At 40.4% G+C, this 26,733-nt stretch carries 20 protein-coding genes; 12 read left to right on the top strand and 8 right to left on the bottom strand.

The window, feature by feature from the left end; translation table 11 throughout:
* The first annotated feature begins 299 nt into the window (after window positions 1-299).
* The 4 genes from tig to HJG58_RS01040 all read left to right on the top strand — a co-directional run bounded on the left by tig (window position 300) and on the right by HJG58_RS01040 (window position 4,720).
* Window positions 300-1,634 carry a trigger factor gene (tig, locus tag HJG58_RS01025; protein ID WP_002114878.1) on the top strand — a complete coding sequence of 445 codons (1,335 nt, stop codon included), beginning with the start codon at window positions 300-302 and terminating at the stop codon, window positions 1,632-1,634.
* Window positions 1,635-1,827: 193 nt separating this feature from the next.
* Entirely contained in the window at window positions 1,828-2,433 is a 606-nt protein-coding gene (clpP, locus tag HJG58_RS01030) for an ATP-dependent Clp endopeptidase proteolytic subunit ClpP (RefSeq protein WP_002114870.1), read from the top strand.
* Window positions 2,434-2,538: 105 nt separating this feature from the next.
* The gene (gene clpX, locus HJG58_RS01035) at window positions 2,539-3,852 is read left to right on the top strand and encodes an ATP-dependent Clp protease ATP-binding subunit ClpX (protein ID WP_002114726.1); all 1,314 of its coding nucleotides are present in this window, start codon (window positions 2,539-2,541) and stop codon (window positions 3,850-3,852) included.
* A gap of 151 nt (window positions 3,853-4,003) precedes the next feature.
* Window positions 4,004-4,720 (top strand): DUF2846 domain-containing protein, encoded by a 717-nt coding sequence (locus tag HJG58_RS01040; protein ID WP_170247635.1) that lies wholly within the window; start codon window positions 4,004-4,006, stop codon window positions 4,718-4,720.
* A 24-nt stretch (window positions 4,721-4,744) separates the two neighbouring features.
* Here the strand turns inward: HJG58_RS01040 and HJG58_RS01045 are convergent, their stop codons facing one another.
* From HJG58_RS01045 to HJG58_RS18845, 5 genes are all read right to left on the bottom strand, one after another.
* A complete protein-coding gene (locus HJG58_RS01045; RefSeq protein ID WP_033849457.1) occupies window positions 4,745-5,299 on the bottom strand; it encodes a DUF2059 domain-containing protein in 555 nt (184 codons plus the stop codon).
* A 142-nt stretch (window positions 5,300-5,441) separates the two neighbouring features.
* Complete coding sequence (locus HJG58_RS01050) at window positions 5,442-6,968, bottom strand: fumarate hydratase (RefSeq protein ID WP_002115045.1); 1,527 nt, start codon at window positions 6,966-6,968, stop codon at window positions 5,442-5,444.
* A 229-nt stretch (window positions 6,969-7,197) separates the two neighbouring features.
* Entirely contained in the window at window positions 7,198-9,342 is a 2,145-nt protein-coding gene (gene pta / locus HJG58_RS01055; RefSeq protein WP_170247636.1) for a phosphate acetyltransferase, read from the bottom strand.
* A 45-nt stretch (window positions 9,343-9,387) separates the two neighbouring features.
* Complete coding sequence (locus tag HJG58_RS01060; RefSeq protein ID WP_005079149.1) at window positions 9,388-10,590, bottom strand: acetate/propionate family kinase; 1,203 nt, start codon at window positions 10,588-10,590, stop codon at window positions 9,388-9,390.
* Window positions 10,572-10,691, bottom strand: a complete 120-nt coding sequence (locus HJG58_RS18845; RefSeq protein WP_079380912.1) for a hypothetical protein — start codon at window positions 10,689-10,691, stop codon at window positions 10,572-10,574. Before HJG58_RS18845 ends, HJG58_RS01060 begins: the two co-directional genes overlap by 19 nt.
* Window positions 10,692-11,350: 659 nt before the next feature.
* On the opposite strand from HJG58_RS18845, the gene edd reads away from it, so the two are divergent.
* The 5 genes from edd (at window position 11,351) to HJG58_RS01090 (ending at window position 17,725) form a co-directional block, all read left to right on the top strand.
* Complete coding sequence (gene edd / locus HJG58_RS01070) at window positions 11,351-13,204, top strand: phosphogluconate dehydratase (protein WP_170247637.1); 1,854 nt, start codon at window positions 11,351-11,353, stop codon at window positions 13,202-13,204.
* A 20-nt stretch (window positions 13,205-13,224) separates the two neighbouring features.
* On the top strand, window positions 13,225-13,854 hold the full coding sequence (eda, locus tag HJG58_RS01075) for a bifunctional 4-hydroxy-2-oxoglutarate aldolase/2-dehydro-3-deoxy-phosphogluconate aldolase (protein WP_009390833.1): 630 nt from the start codon (window positions 13,225-13,227) through the stop codon (window positions 13,852-13,854).
* A 185-nt stretch (window positions 13,855-14,039) separates the two neighbouring features.
* Window positions 14,040-15,398 carry a GntT/GntP/DsdX family permease gene (locus tag HJG58_RS01080; protein WP_002115035.1) on the top strand — a complete coding sequence of 453 codons (1,359 nt, stop codon included), beginning with the start codon at window positions 14,040-14,042 and terminating at the stop codon, window positions 15,396-15,398.
* Between the two features lie 17 nt (window positions 15,399-15,415).
* On the top strand, window positions 15,416-15,928 hold the full coding sequence (locus HJG58_RS01085; RefSeq protein ID WP_170247638.1) for a gluconokinase: 513 nt from the start codon (window positions 15,416-15,418) through the stop codon (window positions 15,926-15,928).
* Window positions 15,929-16,096: 168 nt separating this feature from the next.
* Window positions 16,097-17,725, top strand: a complete 1,629-nt coding sequence (locus HJG58_RS01090; protein ID WP_170247639.1) for an NADP-dependent glyceraldehyde-3-phosphate dehydrogenase — start codon at window positions 16,097-16,099, stop codon at window positions 17,723-17,725.
* A 117-nt stretch (window positions 17,726-17,842) separates the two neighbouring features.
* Here HJG58_RS01090 and HJG58_RS01095 read toward each other — a convergent pair whose 3' ends face one another.
* Window positions 17,843-19,108 (bottom strand): glutamate-5-semialdehyde dehydrogenase, encoded by a 1,266-nt coding sequence (locus tag HJG58_RS01095; protein WP_170247640.1) that lies wholly within the window; start codon window positions 19,106-19,108, stop codon window positions 17,843-17,845.
* Between the two features lie 299 nt (window positions 19,109-19,407).
* Between HJG58_RS01095 and HJG58_RS01100 the strand changes: the two genes are divergently transcribed.
* A complete protein-coding gene (locus tag HJG58_RS01100) occupies window positions 19,408-20,721 on the top strand; it encodes an alpha/beta fold hydrolase (protein WP_216076483.1) in 1,314 nt (437 codons plus the stop codon).
* Between the two features lie 55 nt (window positions 20,722-20,776).
* Here HJG58_RS01100 and HJG58_RS01105 read toward each other — a convergent pair whose 3' ends face one another.
* The gene (locus HJG58_RS01105; protein WP_170247641.1) at window positions 20,777-21,619 is read right to left on the bottom strand and encodes a class I SAM-dependent methyltransferase; all 843 of its coding nucleotides are present in this window, start codon (window positions 21,617-21,619) and stop codon (window positions 20,777-20,779) included.
* A 275-nt stretch (window positions 21,620-21,894) separates the two neighbouring features.
* Window positions 21,895-22,914, bottom strand: coding sequence for a beta-N-acetylhexosaminidase (gene nagZ, locus HJG58_RS01110; protein ID WP_170247642.1), 1,020 nt, complete (start codon window positions 22,912-22,914; stop codon window positions 21,895-21,897).
* Between the two features lie 192 nt (window positions 22,915-23,106).
* Here nagZ and HJG58_RS01115 point away from each other — a divergent pair, with 192 nt between their 5' ends.
* The gene (locus tag HJG58_RS01115; protein WP_086265035.1) at window positions 23,107-25,290 is read left to right on the top strand and encodes a carboxy terminal-processing peptidase; all 2,184 of its coding nucleotides are present in this window, start codon (window positions 23,107-23,109) and stop codon (window positions 25,288-25,290) included.
* 138 nt (window positions 25,291-25,428) lie between these two features.
* Window positions 25,429-26,718 carry a glycosyltransferase family 4 protein gene (locus HJG58_RS01120; protein ID WP_130173286.1) on the top strand — a complete coding sequence of 430 codons (1,290 nt, stop codon included), beginning with the start codon at window positions 25,429-25,431 and terminating at the stop codon, window positions 26,716-26,718.
* The last annotated feature ends 15 nt before the right edge of the window (window positions 26,719-26,733 follow it).

A 26,733-nucleotide genomic window follows, 5' to 3' on the forward strand; every position in this document is an offset into this window, starting at 1 on the left:
AATGGTAAATTGTACTTTTGTGTAGCTAATCTACTGATTATTGGTAATTGTTTGTTAAAGCGATTAAATTCAAAGTTTAATTGTAATTTTAGATTTATAAAGAATAACTAAAAAATTAGTTTTACTTAAGTACTTATGAAAAATATTTAAAGAATCATAAAATTACTGTGAAATTTACTAGAATAATGTCCTTCACTTACATCAAGTGATCGGTTAATTTTGTATATCTTGAAAGTTGTCATATAATACAGCACTTTTTTAAAAACTGTTCCTACTAACTAATTTTTATCGAGGAAGCCATGCAAGTAACGACTGAAGCGGTTTCGGGCGTTGCCCGTCGTTTAAATGTGTCTGTACCGACGAGCCGTATTAACGAGCAATTTGAAGCTCGTTTGAAGCGCACTGCCAAAACTGTGAAGATCAACGGCTTCCGTCCAGGTAAAGTACCTGAAAACGTTGTTCGTCGCGAATACGGTGCAAGCATTTATCAAGAAGTTGTAAATGACATCATTCGTGATAGCGTTTTTGAAGCAATTCAACAAGAAAAAATCAATGCGGTAGGTATGCCGAACATTGAGAAAGTTGAACATAAAGAAGACGCTTTAGTTTTTGAAGCAACTGTAGAAGTTTATCCAGAAGTTGAAGTAAAAGCATTTGACGGCTTAGAAGTTGAACGTAAATCAGCTGAAATCAAAGACGCTGACGTTGACGCTATGATCGAAAACTTGCAAAAACAACGTCAAACTTGGGCTGTAACCAAGGGTATGGCGAAAAAAGACATGCAAGTGACTTTTGACTTTGAAGGCACTATCGATGGTGAGAAGTTTGAAGGCGGTTCTGCTGAAGACTTTAAACTTGTGTTAGGTTCAGGTCGTATGATCCCTGGCTTCGAAGATGGCATCATTGGCATGAAAGCTGGTGAAGAGAAAGTAATTGACGTTACTTTCCCTGAAGATTACCAAGCTGAAAACTTGGCTGGTAAAGCAGCTCAGTTCAAAATCACTGTGAAGCAAGTTGAAAAATCTAAACTTCCAGAAATTGATGCTGAATTCTTAAAAATCTTCGGTGTAACTGAAGAGGAAGGCGTTGAGAAGTTAAAAGCTGACGTTCGTAAGAATATGGAACGTGAAGTTCGCAATGGTTTACGTAACCAAGTTAAACAAGCTGCTTTTGATGCTCTTGTTGCTGCGAATGAAGTTGAAGTTCCAACTGCAATGGTTGCTCAAGAAATTGACCGTCAACGTCAACAAATGGTTCAACAGTTCACTCAACAATTTGGTGGTGCAGGCGCGCAATCTTTTGACAAGAGCATGCTTCCTGACGAATTGTTCAAAGAACAAGCAGAACGTTCTGTTAAGCTTGGCGTATTGGTAAGCAAAGTTTTAGCTGATGCTAAACTTGAAGTTGATCAAGCTCGCGTTGATGCTTACATTGACGACATGGCTTCTTCTTACGAAGATCCAACTGAAGTGATTGAATACTTCAAAAATGATGCTCAACAACGTGCTCAAATCGAAGCAGTTGTATTAGAAGATCAAGTTGTTGATCACATCCTAGCTGGTGCTAAAGTGACTGACAAAGCTGTATCTTATGATGACTTATTGAAAGAACAACAAGCTCGCCGTATGGGCTAATCTTTTAAGAAGTCAGAAAAAGGCGCCGAAGGCGCCTTTTTTGTTTTTCATTATGTGGTCAATTTGAGTGCGGCATTAAGTACTTAGGTATAAATAATATAATATTTCAGTGCGAACCTTTTGCAATTTGAGAAATTATCCCGCATATTGTTGCCATAGGTTAAGTCACAAAAAATTTAGGAATAAATAACGTATGTATGTTCCAACAATTGAAAATGCTTTAGTTCCTGTTGTGGTTGAACAATCTTCTCGCGGCGAACGTTCTTTTGATATTTATTCACGACTTTTACGTGAGCGCGTCATTTTTTTGACAGGTGAAGTTGAAGATAACATGGCAAATCTGATTGTTGCCCAAATGTTGTTTTTAGAAGCTGAAAATCCTGATAAAGATATCCACCTTTATATTAACTCTCCAGGTGGATCTGTGACAGCGGGTATGGCCATTTATGACACGATGCAGTTTATTAAGCCTGATGTTGTGACATATTGTATGGGTCAAGCTGCTTCAATGGGTGCATTCTTATTAAATGCGGGTGCTAAAGGCAAACGCTATTGTTTGGAAAATGCCCGTGTCATGATTCATCAACCATTGGGTGGTTTCCGTGGTCAAGCATCGGATATTGAAATCCATGCGCGTGAAATTCTCTTTATTAAAGAGCGCTTGAACCGCTTAATGGCAGAGCATAGTGGTCAAGACTATGAAACCGTTGCTCGTGATACTGACCGTGATAACTTTATGACAGCCCAAGCTGCTAAAGAATATGGTCTGGTTGATCAGGTGTTAAGTAAGCGTCCATAAGGACCTTCTTATATAAATAACTTGAGATGTTGAAAAAGATCTCCATTTAGTTATTTATGCAGTGCATCTTGCCCTAATATTTAAGATTCTATTTGTGGAGTGAATATGTCCGAACATCCTCAAGGACAAAAACATTGTTCATTTTGCGGTAAAACGCAGTCTGAAGTCGGGAAACTGATTGCAGGTGAGGACGCATATATTTGTAATGAATGTGTGGATGTCTGCTTAGACCTTGTACAAACCAGCCAACAGGTTGAAGCAGGTGACTGGGCGAGTAAGGCATTGCCAAAACCACATGAAATACGTGCTGCGCTTGATCAATATGTTATTGGTCAAGATCTTGCCAAAAAGACATTATCTGTTGCGGTTTATAACCATTATAAACGCTTAAAAGTTGGTCATAATGGCCATGTGTCTAAAGAAGTAGAAATTGCTAAAAGTAATATCTTACTGATTGGACCTACTGGCTCAGGTAAAACTTTACTTGCGCAAACATTAGCTCGCCTTTTAGATGTTCCATTTGCGATGGCAGATGCAACAACATTAACCGAAGCTGGTTATGTGGGTGAGGATGTTGAAAATATTGTGCAAAAGCTTTTGCAAAAAGCAGACTACGATGTAGAGAAGGCTCAGAAGGGCATTATCTATATTGATGAGATTGATAAGATTACTCGTAAATCTGAAAATCCATCAATTACGCGTGATGTATCTGGTGAAGGTGTACAACAAGCATTATTAAAAATGATTGAAGGTACAGTTGCTTCGATTCCGCCTCAAGGTGGTCGTAAGCATCCACAGCAAGAGTTTATCCAAATTGACACCTCAAATATCTTATTTATTTGTGGTGGTGCATTTTCTGGTTTGGAGAAAATTGTACAACAGCGTCAAGAGAAAGGCGGTATTGGTTTTACAGCTGATGTTAAAAACAAAGATGAAACCAAAAAGCTTGCTGAATTGTTCCGTCAGGTTGAGCCAACTGACTTAGTGAAATTTGGTTTGATTCCAGAATTCATTGGCCGTTTACCAGTGATTGCGACACTTGAAGAGCTAGATGAAGAAGCTTTAATGCAAATTTTGACTGAGCCAAAAAATGCATTAACTCGCCAGTATCAATATCTTTTCACTATGGAAAATGTTGATCTGATCTTTGAAGACTCTGCATTGCGTGCTGTTGCTAAAAAAGCGCTTGAACGTAATACGGGTGCGCGTGGTCTGCGTTCTATTATGGAAAACGTACTGCTTGAAACTATGTATGATTTACCAAGTCGTACAGATGTTGGAACAGTCATTATCAATGAAGCAGTTATTAATGGTGAAGCAGAACCTGTTTATCAGGCTGAACGCCAACCTAAAGAAGCTGCAACGCATGAAAGTGTTGCTAAGGCAGATTTAAAGGTTATTGATTCGAAGTCTGCATAGATTTCATTCATCTAAAAAGCATGAATCGCGTTAGTGATTCATGCTTTTTTTGTTTTCAATTTATATGGGTAGTGTTAATCTTAAAATACAAAATACGCATAGTTTTGCGGTGTAAAAAATAAATCAAAAACAAAACGCTTTGAGGGATGCCATGCGTTATTTAATCGTATCTTTGTGCTGTGCTGGACTATTTGTGGGCTGTCAAAGTTCATCTCATTTAGAAAAAAATCCGAGTGAATTGACCGCGACTCTACCTAAAGTTGATGTTGAAAAAGAACCTGGTTTATTAGATCAATATCATTTAGGCGGCTTTACCGTGGGAGGGTGGGTCAACCAAAAATTGGGTCAGACTTTTGCTCCAATCAAACCACAAAATGAACAGGCTGCTGTAGTTTATTTATATCGACCGGACACAAAATGGAATCGTCAAGAAATTGCAGCGATTAATCTCTTTGTGAATGGTAAGCGCATTCCGAGTCTATTACATAATCATTATTACTGGATTGAGTTACCAGCAGGAACGTATCGTCTTTCAGCAAGTCGCCCTTTACTTGGTATCCATTTTCAAGAACCAAAATATATTGATATTACTGTTGAGGCAGGAACGTCTTATTATTTGAAATATGATGAAGAAAATAAAATGGACCGAAGTGAACATACTGGTCCATTTATGTTAATGCAAGACAATATTGGACGTAGAGAGATAGCATTTACCGAGCTTAAATCTTCTAGCTACAACTTTGTTGCTGAAGATACTTCAGGAAAGGTCCGTCATAAACCACAAGAATTAAAGCCAGCCAAATATGATGAGAAATCAGATGTACATCTGATTAAACCATTTAAATTATGGAATCCTTTAACTTGGTAATGAGCTGCAAAAGATAAAGAAAAGTTAAGACTTTTCTTTATCTTTCATTAATGGTGCAAGAATTTTAAGCATTTCTTCTTGCATATGATCTCGTGCTTTAGGGTCATTAAACGTTTGCTGTCCCAACTCCATCATATATTCTGAAATTTGTCCCATAATCTGTACGTTCTTGCGTGTAATTGATTGGCCTTCTGGGGTTTTTAAAAATTTCAGATTAGCCTGAATTTCCTCTTCAGTATAAGTCTTTAGGTAAATATCCTGTAAGGCTTGGGTGGTTTTTGGGTTGCTAATGAGCTGATTGCTCGAATCTTTTAAGAGAGAACCTAACTTCTTCGCGGCCTCTTTTTCTTTTGGACCTAAAGTTTTGATACCCGTGATATTGCTAACGATCTGTTCTGCCTGTTGATCATAGTAAGGCGTTAATTCATCAATTGATTCTTTAAGCAGGTAATCAATTTGGCTCATTTGCATGAGTTCTTTAACTGAACTTAACTTGGCAGGAGAGGCAAACAAGCTTGTGGTAATACAGCTTAGACAAAGGCTGATTGAGAGATTTTTAAGAATAGGGCGAATAGTCATGAAATGACCTATATTCAATATTTGGCGAGAGGGTGCTTTCATTAATAGCACAGATTGACAAACTAATTGTTACAATTCTTTTCAGATTTTAAAATAAAAAAAGAATGCATAAAAAAAGCACCGAATTCGGTGCTTTTCTTGATTAGCCAGCTGCTGCATCGACTACTGGAATTTTTCCAATTTTCGCTTGCCAGATTTTTGGAGCTACTGCGTGAATTGAAGTACCGTTTACATCAACTGCAACAGAAACAGGCATATCTTCAACTACGAATTTGTAGATGGCTTCCATACCTAAGTCTGCAAACGCAACAACTTCAGCTTCACGAACAGCTTTAGATACGAGGTAAGCTGCACCACCAACTGCCATTAAGTAAGTTGCTTTGTTGTCTTTGATTGCTTCAATTGCTGTAGGACCACGATCAGCTTTACCAATCATACCGAATAGACCAGTATGCTCGAGTACTTTACGTGTGAATTTATCCATACGTGTTGCAGTTGTAGGACCAGCAGGACCAACGACTTCATCACCCACTGGATCAACAGGGCCAACGTAGTAAATAAATTTACCTTTAAGATCAACTGGTAATTCTTCACCGTTGTCGATCATTTCAACCATACGTTTGTGCGCAGCATCACGACCTGTGTACATTGTTCCGCTAAGAAGTAATGTATCACCCGGTTTCCAAGAGTCCATTTCTTCTTGTGTAATGGTATCAAGGTTTACGCGTTTAGATTGTGAAGAGTCCCAAGTTACAGATGGATAATCTTCAAGTTTTGGTGCTTGAATATGAGCTACACCTGTACCATCAAGCTGGAAGTGAGCATGACGAGTAGCAGCACAGTTAGGAATCATACCTACTGGTTTACCAGCAGCATGACATGGGTAATCTTTAATCTTAATATCAAGAACAGTCGTTAAACCGCCTAGGCCTTGAGCACCAATACCAAGTGCGTTTACTTTTTCAAAGATTTCGATACGAAGCTCTTCGATTTTGTTCTCTGGTCCACGGCGAAGTAATTCGTCCATATTGATTTCTTCCATGAGTGCTTCTTTAGCAAGCATCATGGCTTTTTCAGCAGTACCACCAATACCAATACCGAGCATACCAGGAGGACACCAGCCTGCACCCATAGTTGGAACGGTTTTAAGTACCCAGTCAACAATCGAGTCAGATGGGTTAAGCATCGCAAGTTTAGATTTGTTTTCTGAACCGCCACCTTTAGCAGCAACAGTAATATCTACTTTATTACCCGGAACGAGTTTGTAGTGAATTACAGCAGGGGTATTATCTTTTGTGTTTTTACGACCAAATGCAGGGTCAGCAAGTACAGATGCACGAAGAACGTTACTGTTTTCAAGGTAACCTTGGCGAACACCTTCATTTACTGCATCGTCTAAGCTCATCGTTAAATCAAATTTAACATCTAAGCCCACTTCAAGGAAAACGTTAACAATACCAGTATCTTGGCAAATTGGACGATGACCTTCCGCACACATGCGAGAGTTAATTAGAATCTGTGCAATTGCATCCTTTGCGGCTTTGTTTTCTTCGCGATCATAAGCACGGCTCATCGCTTGGATAAAGTCTTGCGGGTGATAGTACGAAATAAACTGTAGGGCGTCCTTGATCGATGTAATCAAGTCATCTTGTTTGATAATCGTTGTCATACCAGAAAATCTCTTGAGCGGGCTGTTAGCTAGCGGGCTAAATTATATGACAAAAAGACAGTGTTGTGGGAGATTGGTTGATCTTTTGACCGAAAGTCGCATAAGAACATATTGATGTGATTTAAAAGAGATAGATCGGAAAATTATTTATTTTTGAATGACTAAAATAAAAAAAAGCCATTTGAGCGGACATCAAATGGCGAGAGGTAGTAAAGGTTAATTATATTAATTATTTGGCGGCGGCTTGCTGTTCTGCCTGAATTGCCGTTAACGCAATGGTAAAGACGATGTCATCTACCAATGCGCCGCGAGACAAGTCATTTACTGGTTTGTTGAGGCCTTGCAGCATTGGACCTACACTGACTACATTTGCAGCACGTTGTACCGCCTTATAAGTTGTGTTGCCTGTATTTAAGTCTGGGAAAATAAATACATTTGCGCGGCCAGCAACGCGTGAGTCTGGTGCCTTTTGACGTCCTACGCTTTCAACTGAAGCTGCATCGTATTGAAGTGGACCATCAATCAGTAAGTCCGGGCGACGTTGCTGCGCAATTTGAGTTGCTTGCTGTACTTTTTCAACATCAGCGCCTGTTCCGGAAGTACCAGTTGAGTAGCTGATCATGGCAATACGCGGGTCAATTCCAAAAGCTTTCGCTGAGTCAGCAGACTGAATTGCAATTTCAGCAAGTTGCTCTGCTGTCGGGTCTGGATTAATCGCACAGTCGCCATATACATAGACTTCATCTGGTAAAAGCATAAAGAATATTGATGAAACCAATGAATATTCAGGGGCTGTTTTGATGAGCTGGAATGCTGGGCGAACCGTATTTGCCGTAGTGTGTATCGCCCCTGAAACTAAACCGTCGACTTGATCTAAGGCTAACATCATGGTGCCAAGCACTACGGTATCTTGAAGTTGTTCTTTCGCTTGAAGCTCGTTGAGTTTACCTTTACGTAGCTCAACCATTGGTGCAACGTATTGATCACGAATACTATCGGGGTCGACAATTGCCAATTCGGCAGGTAATTCAATACCGCGTGCTTTTGCAACATCGTGCACAGCATCTGGTTTAGCTAACAAAATACAGTCAGCAATACCACGTGCCTGACAAATTGCCGCAGCTTGAATGGTGCGCGGTTCATCACCTTCAGGTAGTACAATCCGTTTTTTAGCTGCAATTGATTTTTGCACCAGTTCATGACGGAAAGCCGATGGCGACAGGCGAGGGGTAGCGGCATTGTTGCTGTGCTGCTTAAGCCATTCGACATCAATGTGACTTGAAACAAATCGAGTCACTTGCTCAGCACGTTCAGTATCATCTGTTGGAATTTCATTACCAAAATTAGATAAACGCTGTGCAGTTTCAAGTGTGTTTAAACGGGTATGTAAAATCGGTAACCCTTGTTTAATTGCACTTTGACAAAATTCTAAAAGCTCTGGTGCTGGCGCTTCTCTTTCGGTAAGGACTAAACCTGCCAGAGGTATACCGTTGCTGGTTGCTAAGCTACTTGCAAGTAAAACGTCGGTACGCTCAGATGCGCTAATAATTAATTCGCCTGCAATAAACTTATTCAGTTCATATTCAATGCTTGAAGCAATTAAACTTGAATGCAAAATACGACGTGTTTTAGCTTCACCTTGATGTACCCATTGCCCATCAATGACATTTGCAATATCAAGTGTTCTAGGTACGCTTAGCGTGTTACTAAATGGGACTAAACCAATGATTGGTAAATCACTAGAGCCAAAATAACGATTATATTTTTGCAGCTCACTTGTAAATTTCGCGATTTCTTCAGTTGGTCGTAACGATGGATCAAACGCAACAGGAATTTGAGCTGTTTCTTCGGTTAATCCACGGGTACGCATAAACAGTACGCCAGCAGTACGATTTGATGTTGCACCACCAAACTGACGTAAATGAGCATCTACTTTTTCTGCTGCTTTTTTCGGGTTTTGAATATCTGCTGTGCTGACCAGCACGACTTCTGCATCAAGTGCTTGTGCAAGACTTGCGTTGAGCTCACTGGCAAAATGGTCTTGTCCGTTTGGTAATAAGCCTTCCACAATAATGACATCATGGTCTGCTGCCACACTACGATGAAGGCTAACCGCTTCTTCAAGTAATTCATCTACTTCCCCAGCGGCAATAAGCTGAGTTAATTTTTCATGCGAAATAGATTGAACGGTTTTACTTTGAAATAAATGACCAAATAATGAAGTTGTTCGGTCAAGATGCTCTTGGTCTTCTTGAGAAAATGGTTTTAAAAAGCCAGCTTTAATCCCGTTGCAATCAAGTGCGTAAATCATACCTAAGCAGGCAGAGGTTAGGCCAACCCCTTCGCCTGTAGGAATCAATAAAATTGTATTCATATAAACCTATAAATAAACGAATATCGAGTTTTCGCTAGGATCTGATTAAGCAAGGCTTGCTACAGATGCTGTATTTTCTGCCGCTTCAACAACTTGACGAGTTTCTTTGGCAATACGGCCTTCTTCGTCTGTAGGAATGACCCAAATTTGAGGACCTGTTCCATTGTCGATTCGACCTTCGGTGCCACGCTTTAAGTTATTGTTTTGATCTTTATCAAGCTGCAAACCAAAATGAGGTAAATAAGCTAAGGTTTTTTCACGAATATAGGCTGAGTTCTCGCCAATACCGCCCGTGAAGATTAAGCCGTCTAAAGTTGGTAAACCACAGCTTAATGCAGCAAGTGATTTTGCAAGGCGATAGCTAAACACTTCAATTGCAAGACAAGCATCTTCATTACCATTTTCAGCCGCTTCAATCACTGTACGCATGTCGTTAGACAATTGCGATAAGCCAAGTAAGCCACTTTCGTTATTTAAAACTTTATCAATTTTTGCTAAGTCCCAACCGAGGTTTTTGGCAAGGAAGCTGTGTAAGCTTGGATCAACGTCACCACTACGCGTTCCCATTACCACACCTTCAAGTGGAGTAAGACCCATAGAGGTATCAACACTTTGTCCATTCCATACTGCGCAAGTTGAACTGCCGTTTCCTAGGTGCGCTGTTAACCATCCACCCTTTTTCAGGTTACCTGCTAGCTCACTCGCTTTGTCAGATACATAAGCATGGCTTGTACCATGGAAGCCATAACGGCGGACGTTGTGGTCAGTATATAAAAACTTAGGAATTGCATAACGGTATGCATGTGGTGGCATGGTTTGATGGAAGGCAGTGTCGAATACGGCAACTTGAGGTAATTCAGGAAATAGACGTACGGTTGCGTCAATACCAATTAAATGTGCTGGGTTGTGAAGTGGGGCTAAAGGTGTCGCAGCACGAATACGTTCGATAATTTCAGGAGTGAGTAATTCTGCTTTGGTTAAACTGCCACCGTGTACAACACGATGTCCGATTGCCTGCGGTTTGTAGTTGGCAAGACGTGCAAGTAAAGTTTCTAAAGCTTTGGCATGGTCAGCATAAGGGATTGAAAGTTCAAGTGGTTCACCACCTACTGTAATTCCCTTAATACGAGCATCAGCTGCCCCCAAGTTTTCTGCTAAACCGTAAATACGATCTTCACGACGCTCTGAAACCAGTGCGTATTTAATAGATGAAGAGCCGCAATTGATAACTAATACTGATGTAGCCACGTTGAAATACCCAAGTCCTGATTTAAAATAGTTTTCCTAACTTCCTGTTCAAGATGTATTATTTTTTGATACAGATTGAACGGGTTGTCATGTTTTAGCATGTGTTGTTTTTCTGTCCAAGATAGACTTTAGCCCATTAGACTTAAGAACTATCGACCATCAAATTATTTGCAACTAATATCTGTCCAGTATAAAGCTTAACCACTGTATTCCTTGTTTTTTTGTAGAAGAATTAAACAGTTTTTTGTATATATTTATGAAAGGTAAATTTTGAATTAATGTAATTTTCAAATATTCGGTATAAATTTTTAAAAGAAAAAGAATTGCTGTTATTTTAATCAAACCCGATGGATATATTACAAATAATATACGTAACTGGAATTAAATTTTAATCGCTTATATATAAGTTAAAAAGAATAAATCATAAACATTTTTAATATAAAACTTATTATAAAAAGTCGGTATCTGTACATTTATAAAGATATTTCATTGCATTGATATTATGAGAATTTTCTCATAGTTTTTAGAGTGTAATATACCTGTAAATATAGTCCAAAATAAAACCCTTCACTTGTTTATAACTTAAACATTATTTGTCTTTAATACTCATGCTTGGGTATTCCCGTAAAGTTGACTAGGGCTTGCATGTCGCTTTTTGCCTTAATAATATTGTTCCTCCCCCTTACCAAATGATTATGAAATATATCATTTGGTCTATTTTTTATGTTCCGGCTTATCCGGTTGTACAGGAGCGTCCAGCATGGACTTGCCGAATCCAATATTGGCAAAAGTGACCGAGCGTGTAATAGCACGTAGTCAAAAAACTCGTTCTGCATATTTACAACGTATTGAACATGCACAAGGCAAATTTCCTGCCCGTGGAGCACTTTCATGTGCCAATCTGGCTCATGGTTTTGCCAGTATGGACGATAATGAAAAATTAATTATTAAAGTAGGCCGTGAACCAAATATTGGCATCGTATCTTCGTATAACGAAATGCTGTCGGCGCACGCACCTTATAAAACATTTCCAGATTTAATTAAAAGTGCCGCTCGCGAAAATGGTGGCGTAGCACAATTTGCAGGTGGCGTTCCTGCGATGTGTGACGGTATTACCCAAGGTAATGCTGGCATGGAACTATCATTGTTTTCTCGTGAAACCATTGCGATGAGTACAGCGATTGCATTGTCTCATAACATGTTTGACGCAGCTTTATGTCTTGGGGTTTGCGATAAGATCGTGCCGGGCTTGCTCATTGGTGCTTTGCAGTTTGGCTATTTACCTACTATTTTTGTGCCAGCTGGACCAATGACCAGTGGTCTATCTAACGATGAGAAAGCCAAAATTCGTCAGCAATTTGCAACGGGGCAGGTTGGACGAGATGCTTTGTTAGAAGCTGAGTCAGCTGCTTATCATGGACAAGGGACTTGTACTTTTTATGGTACAGCCAACAGTAATCAGATGCTGATGGAAGTCATGGGTTTGCATTTGCCAAGTGCTGCATTTGTTCATCCTCATACACCATTACGTGATGCACTCACCGCAGAAGCTGCGATTCGTGTACTTGATTTGACAGTTGAGCGTGGAAACTACACGCCGATTGGTCATGTTGTCGATGAAAAAGCAATTATAAACGGTATTGTGGCGTTACTCGCTACAGGTGGTTCAACGAACCATACTTTGCATTTGATTGCGATTGCTCGTGCCGCTGGCATCTTGATTGACTGGGATGACTTCGATGAGTTGTCGGCTGTTGTTCCATTACTCGCAAAAATCTATCCAAATGGTAAGGCGGATGTAAACCATTTCCAAGCTGCGGGTGGAGTAGCTTTCCTCATTCGTAATCTACTTGAAGCTGGCTTATTACATAACGATGTAACGACTGTAGCTGGTAAAGGTTTGCAGCATTACACCAAAGAACCGAAACTGATTGATGGTAAGCTCACTTGGGTTGACGGTGTGGTTCAAAGCCTTGATGACAAAGTTTTACGTAGCATTGATGCGCCGTTTCAAGCAGATGGTGGCTTGCGTTTAATGCAGGGTCGCCTTGGCCGTGGCGTAATCAAGATTTCTGCTGTTGCGCCAGAACATCGCAAAGTTAAAGCTCCAGCAATTGTGTTTGATTCGCAAGAAGCAGTGCAAGCTGCATTTGATCGTGGTGAATTACACAGAGACTTTATTGCGGTTGTTCGTTTCCAGGGTGCACGTGCGAATGGTATGCCTGAATTGCATCGTTTAACGCCTGTGTTGGGGGTTTTACAAGATCAAGGTTTCCATGTTGCTTTAGTCACTGATGGCCGTATGTCTGGTGCTTCAGGTAAAGTTCCGGCGGTCATTCATTTATCTCCTGAAGCCTTATTAAATGGGCCGATTGCTAAAGTTCAAACAGGCGATATGTTAATCATTGATGCTGAAGCTGGTGTACTTGATGTCGAAATAGATGACGTTGTATGGCAGTCGCGCCCTGTTGCACAGCCAGAACATCAGGCAGAAAACGAAGTTGGCTTTGGCCGTGAATTATTTGGTGTTTTCCGTGCTGCTGCTGCGCCAGCTGAACATGGAGCATCTGTGTTTGGTGCATTGGTTGGTGAAAATTCACCAGAGCAGATTTGAATCAAAGGAACTGAAAAATAATGATTAAAATTGAAGATATCGTCAAATTAGGCCCAGTCATCCCTGTATTGGCATTTGATTCTGCCGAGCAAGGTGAGGATGTATCACGTGCTTTACATGCAGGTGGCGTGAAAGTCCTTGAAATTACCTTACGTACCGCTGCTGGTCTTGCTGCTATCGAGCGTGCTAGCCAATTGGCTGATGACATTGTGGTGGGTGTAGGAACAATTACCAAACCAGAACACTGTGCTCAAGCCAAAAAAGCAGGCGCTCAATTTGGGGTATCTCCTGGTTTGACTAAAGATCTGCATTTGGCTGCGCAAGATGCTGGTTTACCTCTATTGCCTGGTGTGATGACACCAAGTGACCTGATTCAAGCGATTGAATTGGGTTATGACATTGTGAAGTTCTTCCCAGCTCAACAAGCAGGTGGCGTTGAGATGCTAAAAGCATTTTATGGTCCATTTCCAAACTTGCGCTTTTGTCCGACTGGTGGAATTACGGCAGAGTCAGCGCCAGATTTCTTAAAACAACCTAACGTGGTTTGTGTAGGTGGTTCATGGTTAACACCTAAAGCTACTGTAGCTGCCCAAGACTGGGCTGAAATTACTCGCTTGGCACAAATTGCGAGTCAGTTGAGAGCTTTGTAAATGTAGACAATATTTATAAAAAATGAAGTGCATTCTATGTGCTTTAAAGGCTGTATTGATGTGACCAGTTTGTGCTGGTCACACCTAAATATAAAAATTTAATGTCTTAACAGTAGGAATTACTGTGGTTGAAGACCCTTGTTTAGGCAGTGTGCCTAAATAATTATTCCAAGGAGAAGTGTCCCATGGAGACGGTTCAGGGTGGCATGTTACTGATCTACACTGTAATCGCGATTATTGCTTTAGTGGTCATGATCGCGAAGTTTAGAATTTATCCATTTTTAGTTCTTATTATTGTTTCACTCGGTTTAGCCTTGGCTGTTGGCATGCCAATGGGTGATATTGTTAAGTCTTATGAAGCCGGTACAGGTAAAACCTTAGGTCACCTTGCGATTGTAATCGCACTCGGAACGATGCTCGGTAAAATGATGGCCGAGTCTGGTGGTGCAGAGCGAATAGCAATTACTTTAATTAAGTGGTTTGGTGAGAAAAATATTCACTGGGCTATGATGTTTATTGCCCTTATTGTTGGCCTTCCCGTATTTTTCGAAGTAGGTTTCGTTCTACTCATTCCAATTGCGTTCAACATTGCTAAACGGACAGGCAAATCTTTATTAGTTGTTGGCCTGCCAATGGTTGCAGGTTTATCGGTTGTGCATGGCTTAATTCCACCACATCCAGCAGCATTGTTGGCAGTACAGGCTTATCATGCTGATATTGGTAAAACGATTGCTTATAGTCTGATCGTTGGTGTGCCAACAGCTATTGTTGCTGGACCATTGTATGCACTTTGGATTAATAAATACGTTAAATTGCCCGAAAATAATCCGTTAGCGAAGCAGTTTATTGAAGCAGATACGAATAGAACTCGTGAGCTACCAAGCTTTGGGATTACCTTATTCACAATTATGCTGCCTGTAGTATTAATGCTGGTTGGAAGCTGGGCTGATCTGTTCTTTGCACCACAGACTTTCGCAAATGATTTGCTACGTTTTATTGGTACTTCTGATATCGCATTACTCATTGCCGTACTGGTCAGCTTTATTACCTTTGGTACGATGCAGGGCTTTAACCGTGAACAAATTGAAAAATTCTGCGGTGGATGTTTAGCTTCTATTGCAGGGATTATGTTGATTGTAGGTGCAGGTGGTGGTTTTGGCGGCATTTTGCGTGATACTGGTATTTCTAATGAGATTGTCTCTACAGCGTTGAAAGCAAACCTGTCGCCGTTATTGTTGGGTTGGTTTGTTGCAGCATTAATTCGTTTGGCAACAGGTTCTGCAACGGTGGCTATGGCTACAGCGTGTAGCATTGTTGCTCCAATTGCAGCTACGGCTGGTGTTGCAGTTAGACCAGAACTTTTAGTGCTTGCGACGGGTTCAGGTTCATTAGTTTTCTCACATGTAAATGACGCAGGATTCTGGTTAATCAAAGAATATTTCGGTATGACAGTGGGACAGACGCTCAAGACTTGGTCGGTATTGGAAACGATCATTTCAGTGTTGGGTTTATCTTTTACGCTACTGCTTAGCACTATTTTATAATTAAAGGTGAGTAATCCATGATTGTGATTGCAATGGGTGTCTGTGGAACAGGTAAAACCCTAATTGGTGAATTGTTATCAGAGCGTTTGGCTTGTGAGTTTCTTGATGGAGATACGCTTCATTCAGCTGCAAATAAAAGTAAGATGAGCCAAGGCATTCCTTTAACTGATGAAGACCGCTTGCCATGGTTACAGGCAATTCGTCAGGTCATTGAAACCAAACAAAGAGACGGTGAAACAGCTGTATTTACATGCTCATCTTTAAAGCGAATGTATCGCGATATTTTAAGAGGGCAGGATCAGAATATTAAGTTTGTGTACCTAAAAGGCTCTTATGAGTTATTACAGCAAAGACTGGCAGAAAGATCTGGTCATTTTTTTGACCCAGCGTTGCTACAAACACAGCTAGATACGTTGGAAGAACCTGATATGAATGAAGCAATTGCTATTGATATTGCTCTCACACCAGAACAAATCATTGAGCAAGTCATTCAGAAGCTAGGAATGACTGATAATGTGTGTCGGGGGTAAATTCATCTAGAAAGATTATCAACGCTTTAAGTTATTCACCTTGTGATTTACGGTTCAAGCAAGGTGAATACGGATAATAATAGTGATATTGACCCGAAAAAGACCTGATTACAGTGGACAGTTCGGGGATATATAAAAGACATACGAATAATTAAGGTATTAAGAAGAATGAATCAGTTAAATAATTTACAGCATAAATTCCCAGTAGAGGACAGTATTCCTGAAAGTGTGCGTCTGCCATCTCAAATTCATCAGCGTGTCTCACTAGTGGATGGTGAGTTGAGGTTGTGGGCTGGTGCAACCAAGAAAACATTATCTCCAATCTGGATTCAGCAGCCTGACGGTAGCCTACAGCAAGTTGAACTTGGTAGTTATCCAGTCATGGGTGAAAAAGAAAGTGATGAAGCGTTAGAGGCAGCGGTACGAGCTTACAACAATGGTCGTGGCGAATGGCCAATGATGAAGGTTGGTGAGCGCATTGCCTGTATGCAAAATTTTATTCAGCGCATGGTGGAGCAGCGAGATCTGATCATTAAGCTGATCATGTGGGAAATTGGCAAAAGCTTGGCTGATTCAGAGAAAGAGTTTGACCGTACGATTACCTACATGCGTCAAACGATAGATGCTCTGAAAGATCTGGATAATGCCAACTCTCGCTTTGTCATGGCTGAAGGTACGATTGGTCAAATTCGTCGTACTCCACTAGGCGTAGTGTTGTGTATGGGGCCATACAACTACCCACTGAATGAAACTTTTGCGACTCTGATCCCAGCCATGCTGATGGGTAATACCATCATTTTTAAACCACCTCAATTTGGGACCTTGTTGTTCGAACCATTACTAGAAGCGTTTCGTGACTCATTTCCAAAAGGTGTGATCAATACCATTTATGCACCAGGTTCTTTAGTGGTGCCGCATTTGCTGGCATCTGGGCAAATTAATGTGCTGGCACTGATTGGTTCTAGTAAAGTAGCTGATCACTTGAAGAAGCAACACCCTAAATCTCACCGTCTGCGCGCAATTTTGGGGTTGGATGCGAAGAATGCAGCTATTATTTTGCCGGATGCCGACTTGGATCTGACAGTGAAAGAGTGTCTGCTGGGTGCATTGTCGTTTAATGGTCAGCGTTGTACCGCGCTCAAAATGCTGATGGTACATCGCTCGATAGCCGATGAATTTGTTAACCGCTTAACGACTGAACTAGCTAAACTGAAAGTTGGTATGCCATGGGAAAAGGGTGTATTTATTACGCCGCTACCTGGTATGCACCGTACAGCCTACATGACTGACGTCATTGAAGATGCCGTGGCTAAAGGGGCTCAAGTAGTTAATCCGGAAGGTGGTGAATTCTGCAAAACAATGTTCTATCCAGCCGTGGTTTATCCAGTGACTGAGGGGATGAGACTGTATCGTGAAGAACAGTTTGGTCCAGTGATACCAGTCTCTGTTTATGATGACATTGAAACTGTACTGGAATATGTCACGACTTCTGATCATGGGCAGCAGGTGAGTATTTTTGGTAGCGACCCTGAGCAAATTGGTCATTTAGTTGATCCGTTGGTCCATCAGGTCTGCCGTGTAAACATCAACTGTCAATGTCAGCGTGGCCCTGATGTGTTCCCATTTGGTGGTCGTAAAGATTCTGCGGAAGGTACATTGTCTGTGCATGATGCGCTTCGTGCATTCTCGATCCGTTCAATGATTGCTGCTAAACAGACAGATGATAGCAAAGGCATGTTGGCCTCTATGGTGTCTGAACACTACTCTAAATTTGTGAATACCGACTTTATTTTCTAATAAATATACGATTAAGAAAAACCAGCCTTCGGGTTGGTTTTTTATAGTGACTCATAACTTGAATAATAAAAAACGCCTGATCAAGATCAGGCGTTTTTGTTTGAACCAATAGATTAATTATTGACGAATTTGACCGTCACCTAACACAATCCATTTTTGAGAAGTTAAGCCTTCTAAACCAACTGGACCACGGGCATGAATTTTATCTGTAGAGATACCAATTTCTGCTCCTAAGCCATATTCGAAACCGTCAGCAAAACGAGTTGAAGCATTGATTACAACTGAGCTTGAATCTACACGAGCCAAGAACTGACGAGCTAAAGTGTAGTTTTCAGTCACAATTGCATCGGTGTGATGTGAACCATATTTGTTGATATGGTCAATTGCTTCATCAATACCGCTAACCACTTTAATAGCAAGAATTGGCCCTAAATATTCGGTATACCAATCTTCTTCTGTCGCAGGTTTTACAGAGGCACCCAAAATACGGCGTGTCTCTGGACAACCGCGTAATTCAACTTGTTTTTCAGCATACAGTTCAGCAATGTGCGGTAAGAAAACATCGGCAATTTTTTCATCAACGAGCAAAGTTTCCATCGCATTACAAACGCCATAACGATGTGTTTTGGCATTTAAAGTAATTGGTAATGCTTTTTGCAAGTCTGCCTGTGCTTCAACAAATACATGGCAGTTACCATCAAGATGTTTAATGACAGGAATACGCGCTTCATTGGTTACGCGCTCAATTAAGCTTTTACCACCACGTGGAACAATAACATCAACATATTCAGCCATTGTAATAAGATGACCAACAGCTGCACGGTCAGTGGTTTCAATGACTTGCACGGAATGTTCAGGTAAACCAGTAACTTTTAAGCCATGCTTAATAGCTTCTGCGATTGCTTTATTTGACTCGAGTGCTTCTGAACCACCGCGTAAAATAATGGCATTGCCTGATTTAATCGCTAAAGATGCAGCTTCAAGTGTTACGTTTGGACGTGATTCGTAAATCATACCAACCACACCTAAAGGTACACGCATTTTTCCAATTTGAATGCCTGTGGGGCGATATGCAAGATCAGTAATTTCCCCAATTGGATCGACAAGCGCGATCACATCTTTTAAACCTTGCAACATCCCTTTAAAGCGTGCGGGCGTAAGCTCAAGACGATCAAGTAAGGCACTGTCGAGCTGGTTGCTACGACCTTTATCCATGTCGATTTGATTCGCCGCCAAGATTGCTGCCTGATTATTTTCCAAAGCAGTATAAATAGCAGAGAGTGCATGATTTTTTAGTGAGGTAGAAGCACTTGTTAAGACGCGTGAGGCCTCGCGTGCTTGTTGCCCAACTTTTTGCATATATTGTTCAATTGAATCTTGCATAGCATTTTTTAATCATTTACCAATGAGTAAGATAGTAGCAGTCAAATGCGGAACAATGAATGGCTTTTTTTGAAAAATGTGACCGCCATAAAAAAACATTTAAATATTTTGCAAACTATTAGCGGCTTAAACAAGATGAGCGGTCATTTCAGCGATTGCGTATATTTCAGACAATTGTTTAGAATGTTATTGTGCAATACAAACTAATACAAATTTTAAAGATTTGTGCATAAAAGATTACGTGTTCAAGAAGGAACTCTTGCAGCATAAAAAAATTACAGCAAGGAGGAAGCAAGGATATGAATTCCATTATTCAAATGGATTCGGAGATCAACCAAGCTTATGCCGGTTTTGGCTTTTTCGATATCTACCATAGAGATAGTTTTAAGCAACCTGCTCGTACAACATGGATTGACGGTTGGAAAATTGAATATATGGCAATTGCCGATCCAAAAACGATTCACAAAACACCGATTGTGATTGTTGGTGGTGCTTTCCAGAATTTTAATTCTTATAAATATTGTGTTGAACAGTTGTTTGAAAGTGGTCCTGTTATTTTAATCGATTTACCTTCGATGGGTGCAAATCAGCAAATTACTAATCGCGATACAGGAGTATCTGCGGGAACTTTAGAACTACCTGATTTATCTGAAATGTTAGGACGTTGGTTAGATATCGTTGGAATACAAAAAGTTTCTGTGATGGGAATGTCTTTAGGGTCTGTGATTGCCTCTTGTTTTGCTCATCATCGTCCCGACCTGATGGATCGTATGATCTTGATGGGGGTTATGCAAAAGACTCGTAAAAGTTGGCGAATGATTTTGGAAGAATCGCTCAAACTCATGCAAGAAAACCGTATGGAAGAGTTTGGACAAGCTGTCATTTTGTATTTGGTGAATCATGCAAAATTAGATAAAACTCGTATGTCACCAACTGCTAAGAAGTTGTTTTTTAGACAAATGGCTGAATTTACAGGGACTGAGCGGGAGCGTTATGAAATTAACTGTAATCGCCTTTTGCGTTTAACAGATGTACCTATTCCAGAGTGCAAAACGCTAGTTGCAGCAGGGCAATACGATAGTTTTACTCTGCCTCATGAAAATGCCAATTTTGCGTTGCAATGTCCTGATATGGAATTTGCCCTTATTGCAAACGCAGATCATGTACCGCAGCTACAGCGTCGTAAAGAAACTATGAGTTTGTTCACTTCATTTTTAAAAGGTGAATCTATCCAAAATCTGGATGGTATTATTCCAATGACGCGTTACCAAATGCAAAAAATGGAACGTCGTGGTGAGGAGCGAGTCCCAGTTTTACAACCGCATACTCAACTTACCCATAGAGAGTTTGATGTACAGGTCCCTGTATCAATTGTTGATGTGACTTTCTTCGGTATGTATTTAAAAATGAATGATGTTTCGCAGCTTGATTTTGTGAATGACCATCCACGCGATTTGGCACTTCATTTAGAAGATGAAGAAGGTAGTTTTGCGATTGAGTGCTTAATTTTTGAAAGTACAGCGCAGGGTATTCGAGCTTTATTTAAACATGGTAGTTTTGAGCTTGCTGATCGGTTAAGCCGTTTTATTGCTCGTCAAAAACAAGCAGCTTAATAATATATTTATAGATGGGAGCTCGTTTATTTCGAGCTTCCATTTTTTATATTTATTATTTTATTTGAGAATGAATAATCCAGACTAAATCCCCTAAATGCTCTTCATGGTTATCTTGAGAAACTTGCCCAAAGAATATTTGTGGCTGTTCAATAGTAACTTGCCCAAACTCTGTATCTTTAAAAAAGTCTTTAACCTCTTGTGGACTTTTGAAATGAAAACTAAAAGAACTGCGAGACATTATTTTAAGTAACTTACTACTATTCCAAATAATACTGGCGAGTTTGTTTTTAATAGGTTCAGGGTAGAGGTCAGTTAAATAATGAAAATTTTTAAAAGAAGCGCCATAGTGAGCAATCGATTGGATCAATTGTTTTAGTAAATCTTTATCAAAATAATTAATTAAACCTTCACTAATTACAACCAATGGGCGGTTCGGGTCAAATACTTCAAATGCTTGTGCAAAAGCGTCTGTAAATAAATCAACTGATAAAACTTCAGGCGCATTTTTTTCAATTTGCTGAAGTGCATTTTGTTTGGTTTGTGCCATATCGGGTAAATCAAGCTCCCGATAGGTAATAGAAGGGTAGTGCTGTCTAAACCACCAGCCACGTGGCGACAGGCCACATGCTATTTCTAGAACTTGTAAATCAGGATTTTCTTGAATTAATTTTTCTAAATGATGATCAAGCATGGTGTGGCGTTGTTTTAGTGTGGTGCGCATGCTGCCACCCACATATTTTTCTGCCCATGATTCTAGCGGGTGAACCAAATACGCCAGTGATTTTCCTTTAGCTGTAGCAAGTGCTTCGTGAGAAATCCCCATTTGGTACCAGATATAGCCGGTATAGTGTGCAGTAAAAGAAATATGGCGGTGTTTTGAAAGTTGTTGTGTCATTCGTCCTGAACTCGGTTTATTGTTTTTCTGTGATCTTCATTATTCATAACAATGAAGAGGTATGTTGAATGAACCTGCATGACGGAGTCCTGTCAATTAGGTTAGCATTCTGAGATGAACTTTCAGTTGGAGTTACTTTTCTTTCGGGAAAAGTAACCAAAACCATTGTCATCTGCAAAACCTGTTAGATGCATCCATTTGTCTTATATATTGCAAATACAATACTTATTTAAGAACTACGCAGGTTGCAGATGACGCTTCCACGTATCCGTAATTTAGAATGAATTTTTAAACTCTTCAATGGCTGTTTTGACAGCTTGCCACTCATTTCCAAGCGATAAAGTTTCACCAATCTGAATTTGTGGAATTTGGCCACGCATGCGTTCTAAACGCTGTTGATTTGGCAGTGCTAAGTTTGTAATACCTTCGAGCGCTATACAGGCTGCACTTCGATCATTACACACCAGCCCCATGTCACACCCAGCCGCTAGAGCAGCCTGAATACGAGCATCTGCACCACCTGCGACACATGCAGCCTGCATGCTTAAGTCATCAGAGAAAAGTACACCATTAAAATTCAAACGTTTGCGTAGAACTTCTTGAATCCAGAAAGGTGAAAAACCTGCTGGATTTGGATCAACTTGATCATAAATCACATGTGCAGGCATGAGCGCATCTAGCTGAGGCATAAGCTTAATGAAGCTTTGCATATCATGGTTGTAAATTTCGTCATAGCTACGACTGTCGATTGCGGCCGCAACATGAGAGTCAGCTTTTACTGAACCATGACCCGGGAAGTGCTTGCCTGTATTTGCCATGCCGGCTTTTTTCATACCTTGCATAAATGCGCCTGCAAGCGGGGCAATATCATCAATATTTTTAGAGAAGCCACGGTCACCAATTACATCACTAATAGCATTCAGGTCTAGAACTGGCGCAAAACTGAAATCGATGCCGACAGCAAGAACTTCAGTTGCCATTAACCAACCGCATTGATCAGCTAATTGAAGAGCCTTTTGGGGTTGAGTTAAATATAACTCTCCGAAACGACCCATGGCTGGTAATAGGGTGAAACCTGATCTTAGGCGCTGAACTCGGCCACCTTCTTGGTCAACAGCAATCAAAATATCTGGGCGAATTTGACGCATATGGTCGGTTAAAGCACGCACTTGTTGTGGAGATTCAATATTTCGTGCAAATAAAATCATGCCACCGACTTGCGGAGCGCGTAATAGTTCAATATCTTCTTGAGTAAGTTCTGTGCCGGCGATGTCCAGCATCAATGCGCCAATCATATTGGTTCCATTTGAATTTTGATTGAAAAACAATAAGCGAATTTTGCAATGTTTTGCTACATTTTGTCAGTACAGAATATGATAAAACTACACGGTATAAACAATTTAGTTGGTTAAGATTTTGAATCTGCTTAGTTCATATCGAAAACAGAGCGTGTAAGATAGGAACACCCAAGGAAGTATTAAAAATTTATGAAACTTCAAACTATAGCTTGTGCAGTAGCGATCGCGACTGGCGGTTTATTCTTCTCTCATACGATGAATGAAGCGAGAGCGGCAACCAATACTGCTGCGGTTTCTCAATCAATTCAGCCAACGCAAGAACAGGCTTTGGTGGCTCGCCAACTGGCAACTTTAGTTGATCGTCAACATTATTTAAATATGCGTCTGGATGCGACCACATCAAATCGTATTCTGGATATGTATTTAGATAGTCTTGATCCAGATCACTCACTATTTTTAGATTCTGAAGTTCAAAATTATAAAAAACTATATGGTTCAAATTTTGGTGCTTCATTAAAAGCGGGGAATTTAACTGGACCGTTTGCAATTCATCAGCAATATCGGGAACGCTTAAAACAATTTTATGAGTTCATGTTAGCTGAGTTAAAACAACAGCAAAATTTAAAGCAGCCAAATAGCTATATTGAAGTTGATCGTGAAAAAGCACCGTATTTTAAAACGACTGCTGAGCAACAAAATCATTGGCGCAAAATGTTGGTTTCACAGTTAATCAACTTAACCATTAGCCGTGAAGAAGAGCAGGCGAAACAAAAAGCGCTTAAAGAGAATCCTTCACTTGCAAATGGGCAAGACTTAACTGGCCCAGAAGATTTAACGCCAGCTCAAACGTTAACTAAACGCTATACACGTCAGCTTGAAAGAATTAGTCGTGTAAAAAGCGATGACGTCTTGGACAAAACATTAAATGCAATGTTGGCGACCTATGATCCACATAGTAACTATTACCCGCCAATTGATGCGATCGAACTTAATCGCCAAACGACTTTGCAACTAGAAGGTATTGGGGTGTCGATTCGTCCAGAACGTGGCAACGAAGATTACACAAAGATTGAAACCATTGTAGAAGGTGGTCCTGCAAGTAAGTCTGGTCAAGTGAAATCAGGAGATCGAATCATTGGTGTCGCCCAAGAAGGCGAGAAAATGGTTGATGTGATTGGCTGGACTAGTTCTGAAATTGTTGGACTCATTCGTGGTAAACGTGGAACGAAAGTCACGCTAAAACTTCTTGGTGCTGGTGCGTCAATGAGTCAGGCTCGTAATGTGACTTTAGTACGTGATGTTATCCAGGAAGAAGATGCTGGTGTTCGTTCACGCACAGTTGAAGTAACACGTGATGGTAAAAAGCATGTATTGGGCGTAATCGAAATTCCATCATTCTATTTTGACTATCGTTCACGTCGTGCGGGTAAACAATACCGTTCAGTCTCTGAAGATACTGCAAATGCTTTTGAAGCGCTAAAAGCGAAGAAAGTAGAAGGTATTATTATTGACTTACGTAATGACCCAGGTGGCTCATTAGAAGAAGTTGCACGTATGTTGGGGCAGGTGATTAAGTCTGGTCCGGTTGTACAAATTCGTGATGGCAATGGCAACGTAAGCGTGTTTGAAGATAACGATGGTGGTCAGCAAATTTATACAGGTCCACTCGCGGTATTGGTGAACTTGGCATCGGCATCAGCAAGTGAGATTTACTCTGCTGCAATTCAAGATTATGAGCGCGGTATTATTATTGGTAGTACAACAACTGGTAAGGGTACAGCTCAGGTACAACTTGATACTCTTGCATATGGTCAAGCGACTTTAACTCAGCGTAAGTTTTATCGTATTACTGGTGGTAGTACACAAAATAAAGGTGTAGTGCCAGACATTAAACTCGTCGATATCTATAACGAAGAGTTTGGTGAGCGTAAATCGAAGAATGCATTGAAGTGGGACACAATTCCTACTGCACCATTTAAGCGCGAAGGTTCTGTTCAACCATATGTTACGAAGCTGTCTCAATTCTCTGAACAACGTGTTGCCAATGACGCTCAGTTTAAATATCTAAATAAACGTACTGCGATTGCTAAGGTAACGAGTGATCAAAAACAAGTTGTACTTGATATTGATAAGCGCCGTGCTGAATTGCTTGGTTTAGAGAAACAAACTTTAGATGCAGAGAATGAACGCCGTGCTGCAACGGGTCAAAAGCCTTTTGCAAACTGGGAAAGCTATCAAGCTTCATTAGATGCTCTAGCTGAATCTCGCGCTAAAATGAAAGCATCGCAACGTCCAGCGTTACCAGAAGAAGAAACTTTTGTTACTGAAGCTGCTAATGTGCTCATGGATTATGCAAAATTGCAAAATCGCTAAGAGTTACTAGGATTTAAGAAAAAAGCATGCTGTCATCAGCATGCTTTTTTTATTTTTCATGTCAGTAAACTGTCATGCATTTATCATCAAAATGTCAAAAAAACTGCTTAATCTTTAAGCATGAAAATAAATACATTGATGGATGGCGCTATGCAAAGTTCATACGCGACAGCACTATTAAAACAACAGCAACTTCCTGAAAGCTTCCAATTCTTTTTTAAACAAAAGCAGCAGCTATCTAATGCACATTCATTGCATGATTTGGTGCGCCCACGTTTAAAAATTGCGATTGTGACGGAAACTTGGCCACCCGAAATCAATGGTGTGGCACTATCATTATTACAGTTATGCCAAGGTTTACAAAAACAGGGGCATAAGATTTTACTGATTCGCCCAGAGCAAAAAGCAAAATGCCATGACTTTACACCAGAGCAAGAATGCTTGGTTATGTCACAGGCGATTCCCAAGTATCCAACTTTACAGTTTGGTTGGCCACAATATTTAAAAGTATCGAAAGCTTTTGAAAAGTTTGTCCCAGATGTCGTGCACATTGTGACTGAAGGGCCATTAGGTTTAACTGCCATGCAAGCTGCTAAGGCAAAAGCTATTCCAGTTTCTAGTGGCTTTCATTCACCATTTCAAGACTTTAGTCGATTCTTCGATTTGGCTTTTTTAGTCAAACCGATTCAAAAATATCTTTGCTGGTTTCACAATAACACTCAAGTAACTTGTGTGCCGAGTAAAGATACTCAAGAAGCATTACGAGGTTTCGGTATTACTTGTCCACTGGTTGTCGTTGGGCGTGGCGTAGATACAACAAGATTTTCACCGAAGCATCGCTCTGAAAATTTGCGAAAACAATGGGATGCTGATGAGAATACTCGCGTTATGCTTTATGTGGGGCGTTTGTCTCCTGAAAAAGAAGTGCAAGTACTTATTGAAAGTTACGCGAACCTGCAAAGCATTCAGCCACATAAAACTAAATTAGTTATTGTGGGAGATGGCCCAGATTTTGCTCGTTTAAAGTCACTACCTGAAGCGAAGGGTGTTATCTTTACCGGAAGTCTGAGAGGTCAAGATTTGGCGGTGGCCTATGCGAGTGCAGATGTATTTGTATTTGCGAGTCAAGTTGAAACGTTTGGTAACGTAGTTTTAGAGGCAATGGCAAGCGGTTTACCAGTTATAGCGTATGATTATGCATGTGCACATCAATACTTAACACATGGTGTGAATGGCTGGTTAAGCCCACTTGGACAAAAAAACCACTTTATACAACAAATTTATCAGCTTCCTTCGGTACAACAACTTAGAGAAATGGGCGTACAAGCCTGTCATAAAGTACAGCAAAGCGGTTGGCAACTTCCGGTTCAGCAATTGGAGCAGGCATTTTATCAGGTAGTGAAGGAGCCCTCGTTGGACTTCACCTAAGTATCCTAAGATAGG

Source organism: Acinetobacter geminorum, from assembly GCF_013009345.1.
Classification (GTDB): Bacteria; Pseudomonadota; Gammaproteobacteria; order Pseudomonadales; family Moraxellaceae; genus Acinetobacter; species Acinetobacter geminorum.

What these genes read in the sequence shown, in the direction of transcription:
- HJG58_RS01050 (WP_002115045.1), bottom strand. Translation starts at nt 6,968, where the DNA reads ATGACAACGATTATCAAACAAGATGACTTGATTACATCGATCAAGGAC.
- HJG58_RS01040 (WP_170247635.1), top strand. Translation starts at nt 4,004, where the DNA reads ATGCGTTATTTAATCGTATCTTTGTGCTGTGCTGGACTATTTGTGGGC.
- HJG58_RS01120 (WP_130173286.1), top strand. Translation starts at nt 25,429, where the DNA reads ATGGATGGCGCTATGCAAAGTTCATACGCGACAGCACTATTAAAACAA.
- HJG58_RS01100 (WP_216076483.1), top strand. Translation starts at nt 19,408, where the DNA reads ATGAATTCCATTATTCAAATGGATTCGGAGATCAACCAAGCTTATGCC.
- HJG58_RS01080 (WP_002115035.1), top strand. Translation starts at nt 14,040, where the DNA reads ATGGAGACGGTTCAGGGTGGCATGTTACTGATCTACACTGTAATCGCG.
- HJG58_RS01090 (WP_170247639.1), top strand. Translation starts at nt 16,097, where the DNA reads ATGAATCAGTTAAATAATTTACAGCATAAATTCCCAGTAGAGGACAGT.
- tig (WP_002114878.1), top strand. Translation starts at nt 300, where the DNA reads ATGCAAGTAACGACTGAAGCGGTTTCGGGCGTTGCCCGTCGTTTAAAT.
- clpP (WP_002114870.1), top strand. Translation starts at nt 1,828, where the DNA reads ATGTATGTTCCAACAATTGAAAATGCTTTAGTTCCTGTTGTGGTTGAA.
- HJG58_RS01085 (WP_170247638.1), top strand. Translation starts at nt 15,416, where the DNA reads ATGATTGTGATTGCAATGGGTGTCTGTGGAACAGGTAAAACCCTAATT.
- HJG58_RS01105 (WP_170247641.1), bottom strand. Translation starts at nt 21,619, where the DNA reads ATGACACAACAACTTTCAAAACACCGCCATATTTCTTTTACTGCACAC.
- nagZ (WP_170247642.1), bottom strand. Translation starts at nt 22,914, where the DNA reads ATGATTGGCGCATTGATGCTGGACATCGCCGGCACAGAACTTACTCAA.
- HJG58_RS01115 (WP_086265035.1), top strand. Translation starts at nt 23,107, where the DNA reads ATGAAACTTCAAACTATAGCTTGTGCAGTAGCGATCGCGACTGGCGGT.
- HJG58_RS18845 (WP_079380912.1), bottom strand. Translation starts at nt 10,691, where the DNA reads ATGCTAAAACATGACAACCCGTTCAATCTGTATCAAAAAATAATACAT.
- pta (WP_170247636.1), bottom strand. Translation starts at nt 9,342, where the DNA reads ATGAATACAATTTTATTGATTCCTACAGGCGAAGGGGTTGGCCTAACC.
- edd (WP_170247637.1), top strand. Translation starts at nt 11,351, where the DNA reads ATGGACTTGCCGAATCCAATATTGGCAAAAGTGACCGAGCGTGTAATA.
- HJG58_RS01045 (WP_033849457.1), bottom strand. Translation starts at nt 5,299, where the DNA reads ATGACTATTCGCCCTATTCTTAAAAATCTCTCAATCAGCCTTTGTCTA.
- HJG58_RS01095 (WP_170247640.1), bottom strand. Translation starts at nt 19,108, where the DNA reads ATGCAAGATTCAATTGAACAATATATGCAAAAAGTTGGGCAACAAGCA.
- clpX (WP_002114726.1), top strand. Translation starts at nt 2,539, where the DNA reads ATGTCCGAACATCCTCAAGGACAAAAACATTGTTCATTTTGCGGTAAA.
- eda (WP_009390833.1), top strand. Translation starts at nt 13,225, where the DNA reads ATGATTAAAATTGAAGATATCGTCAAATTAGGCCCAGTCATCCCTGTA.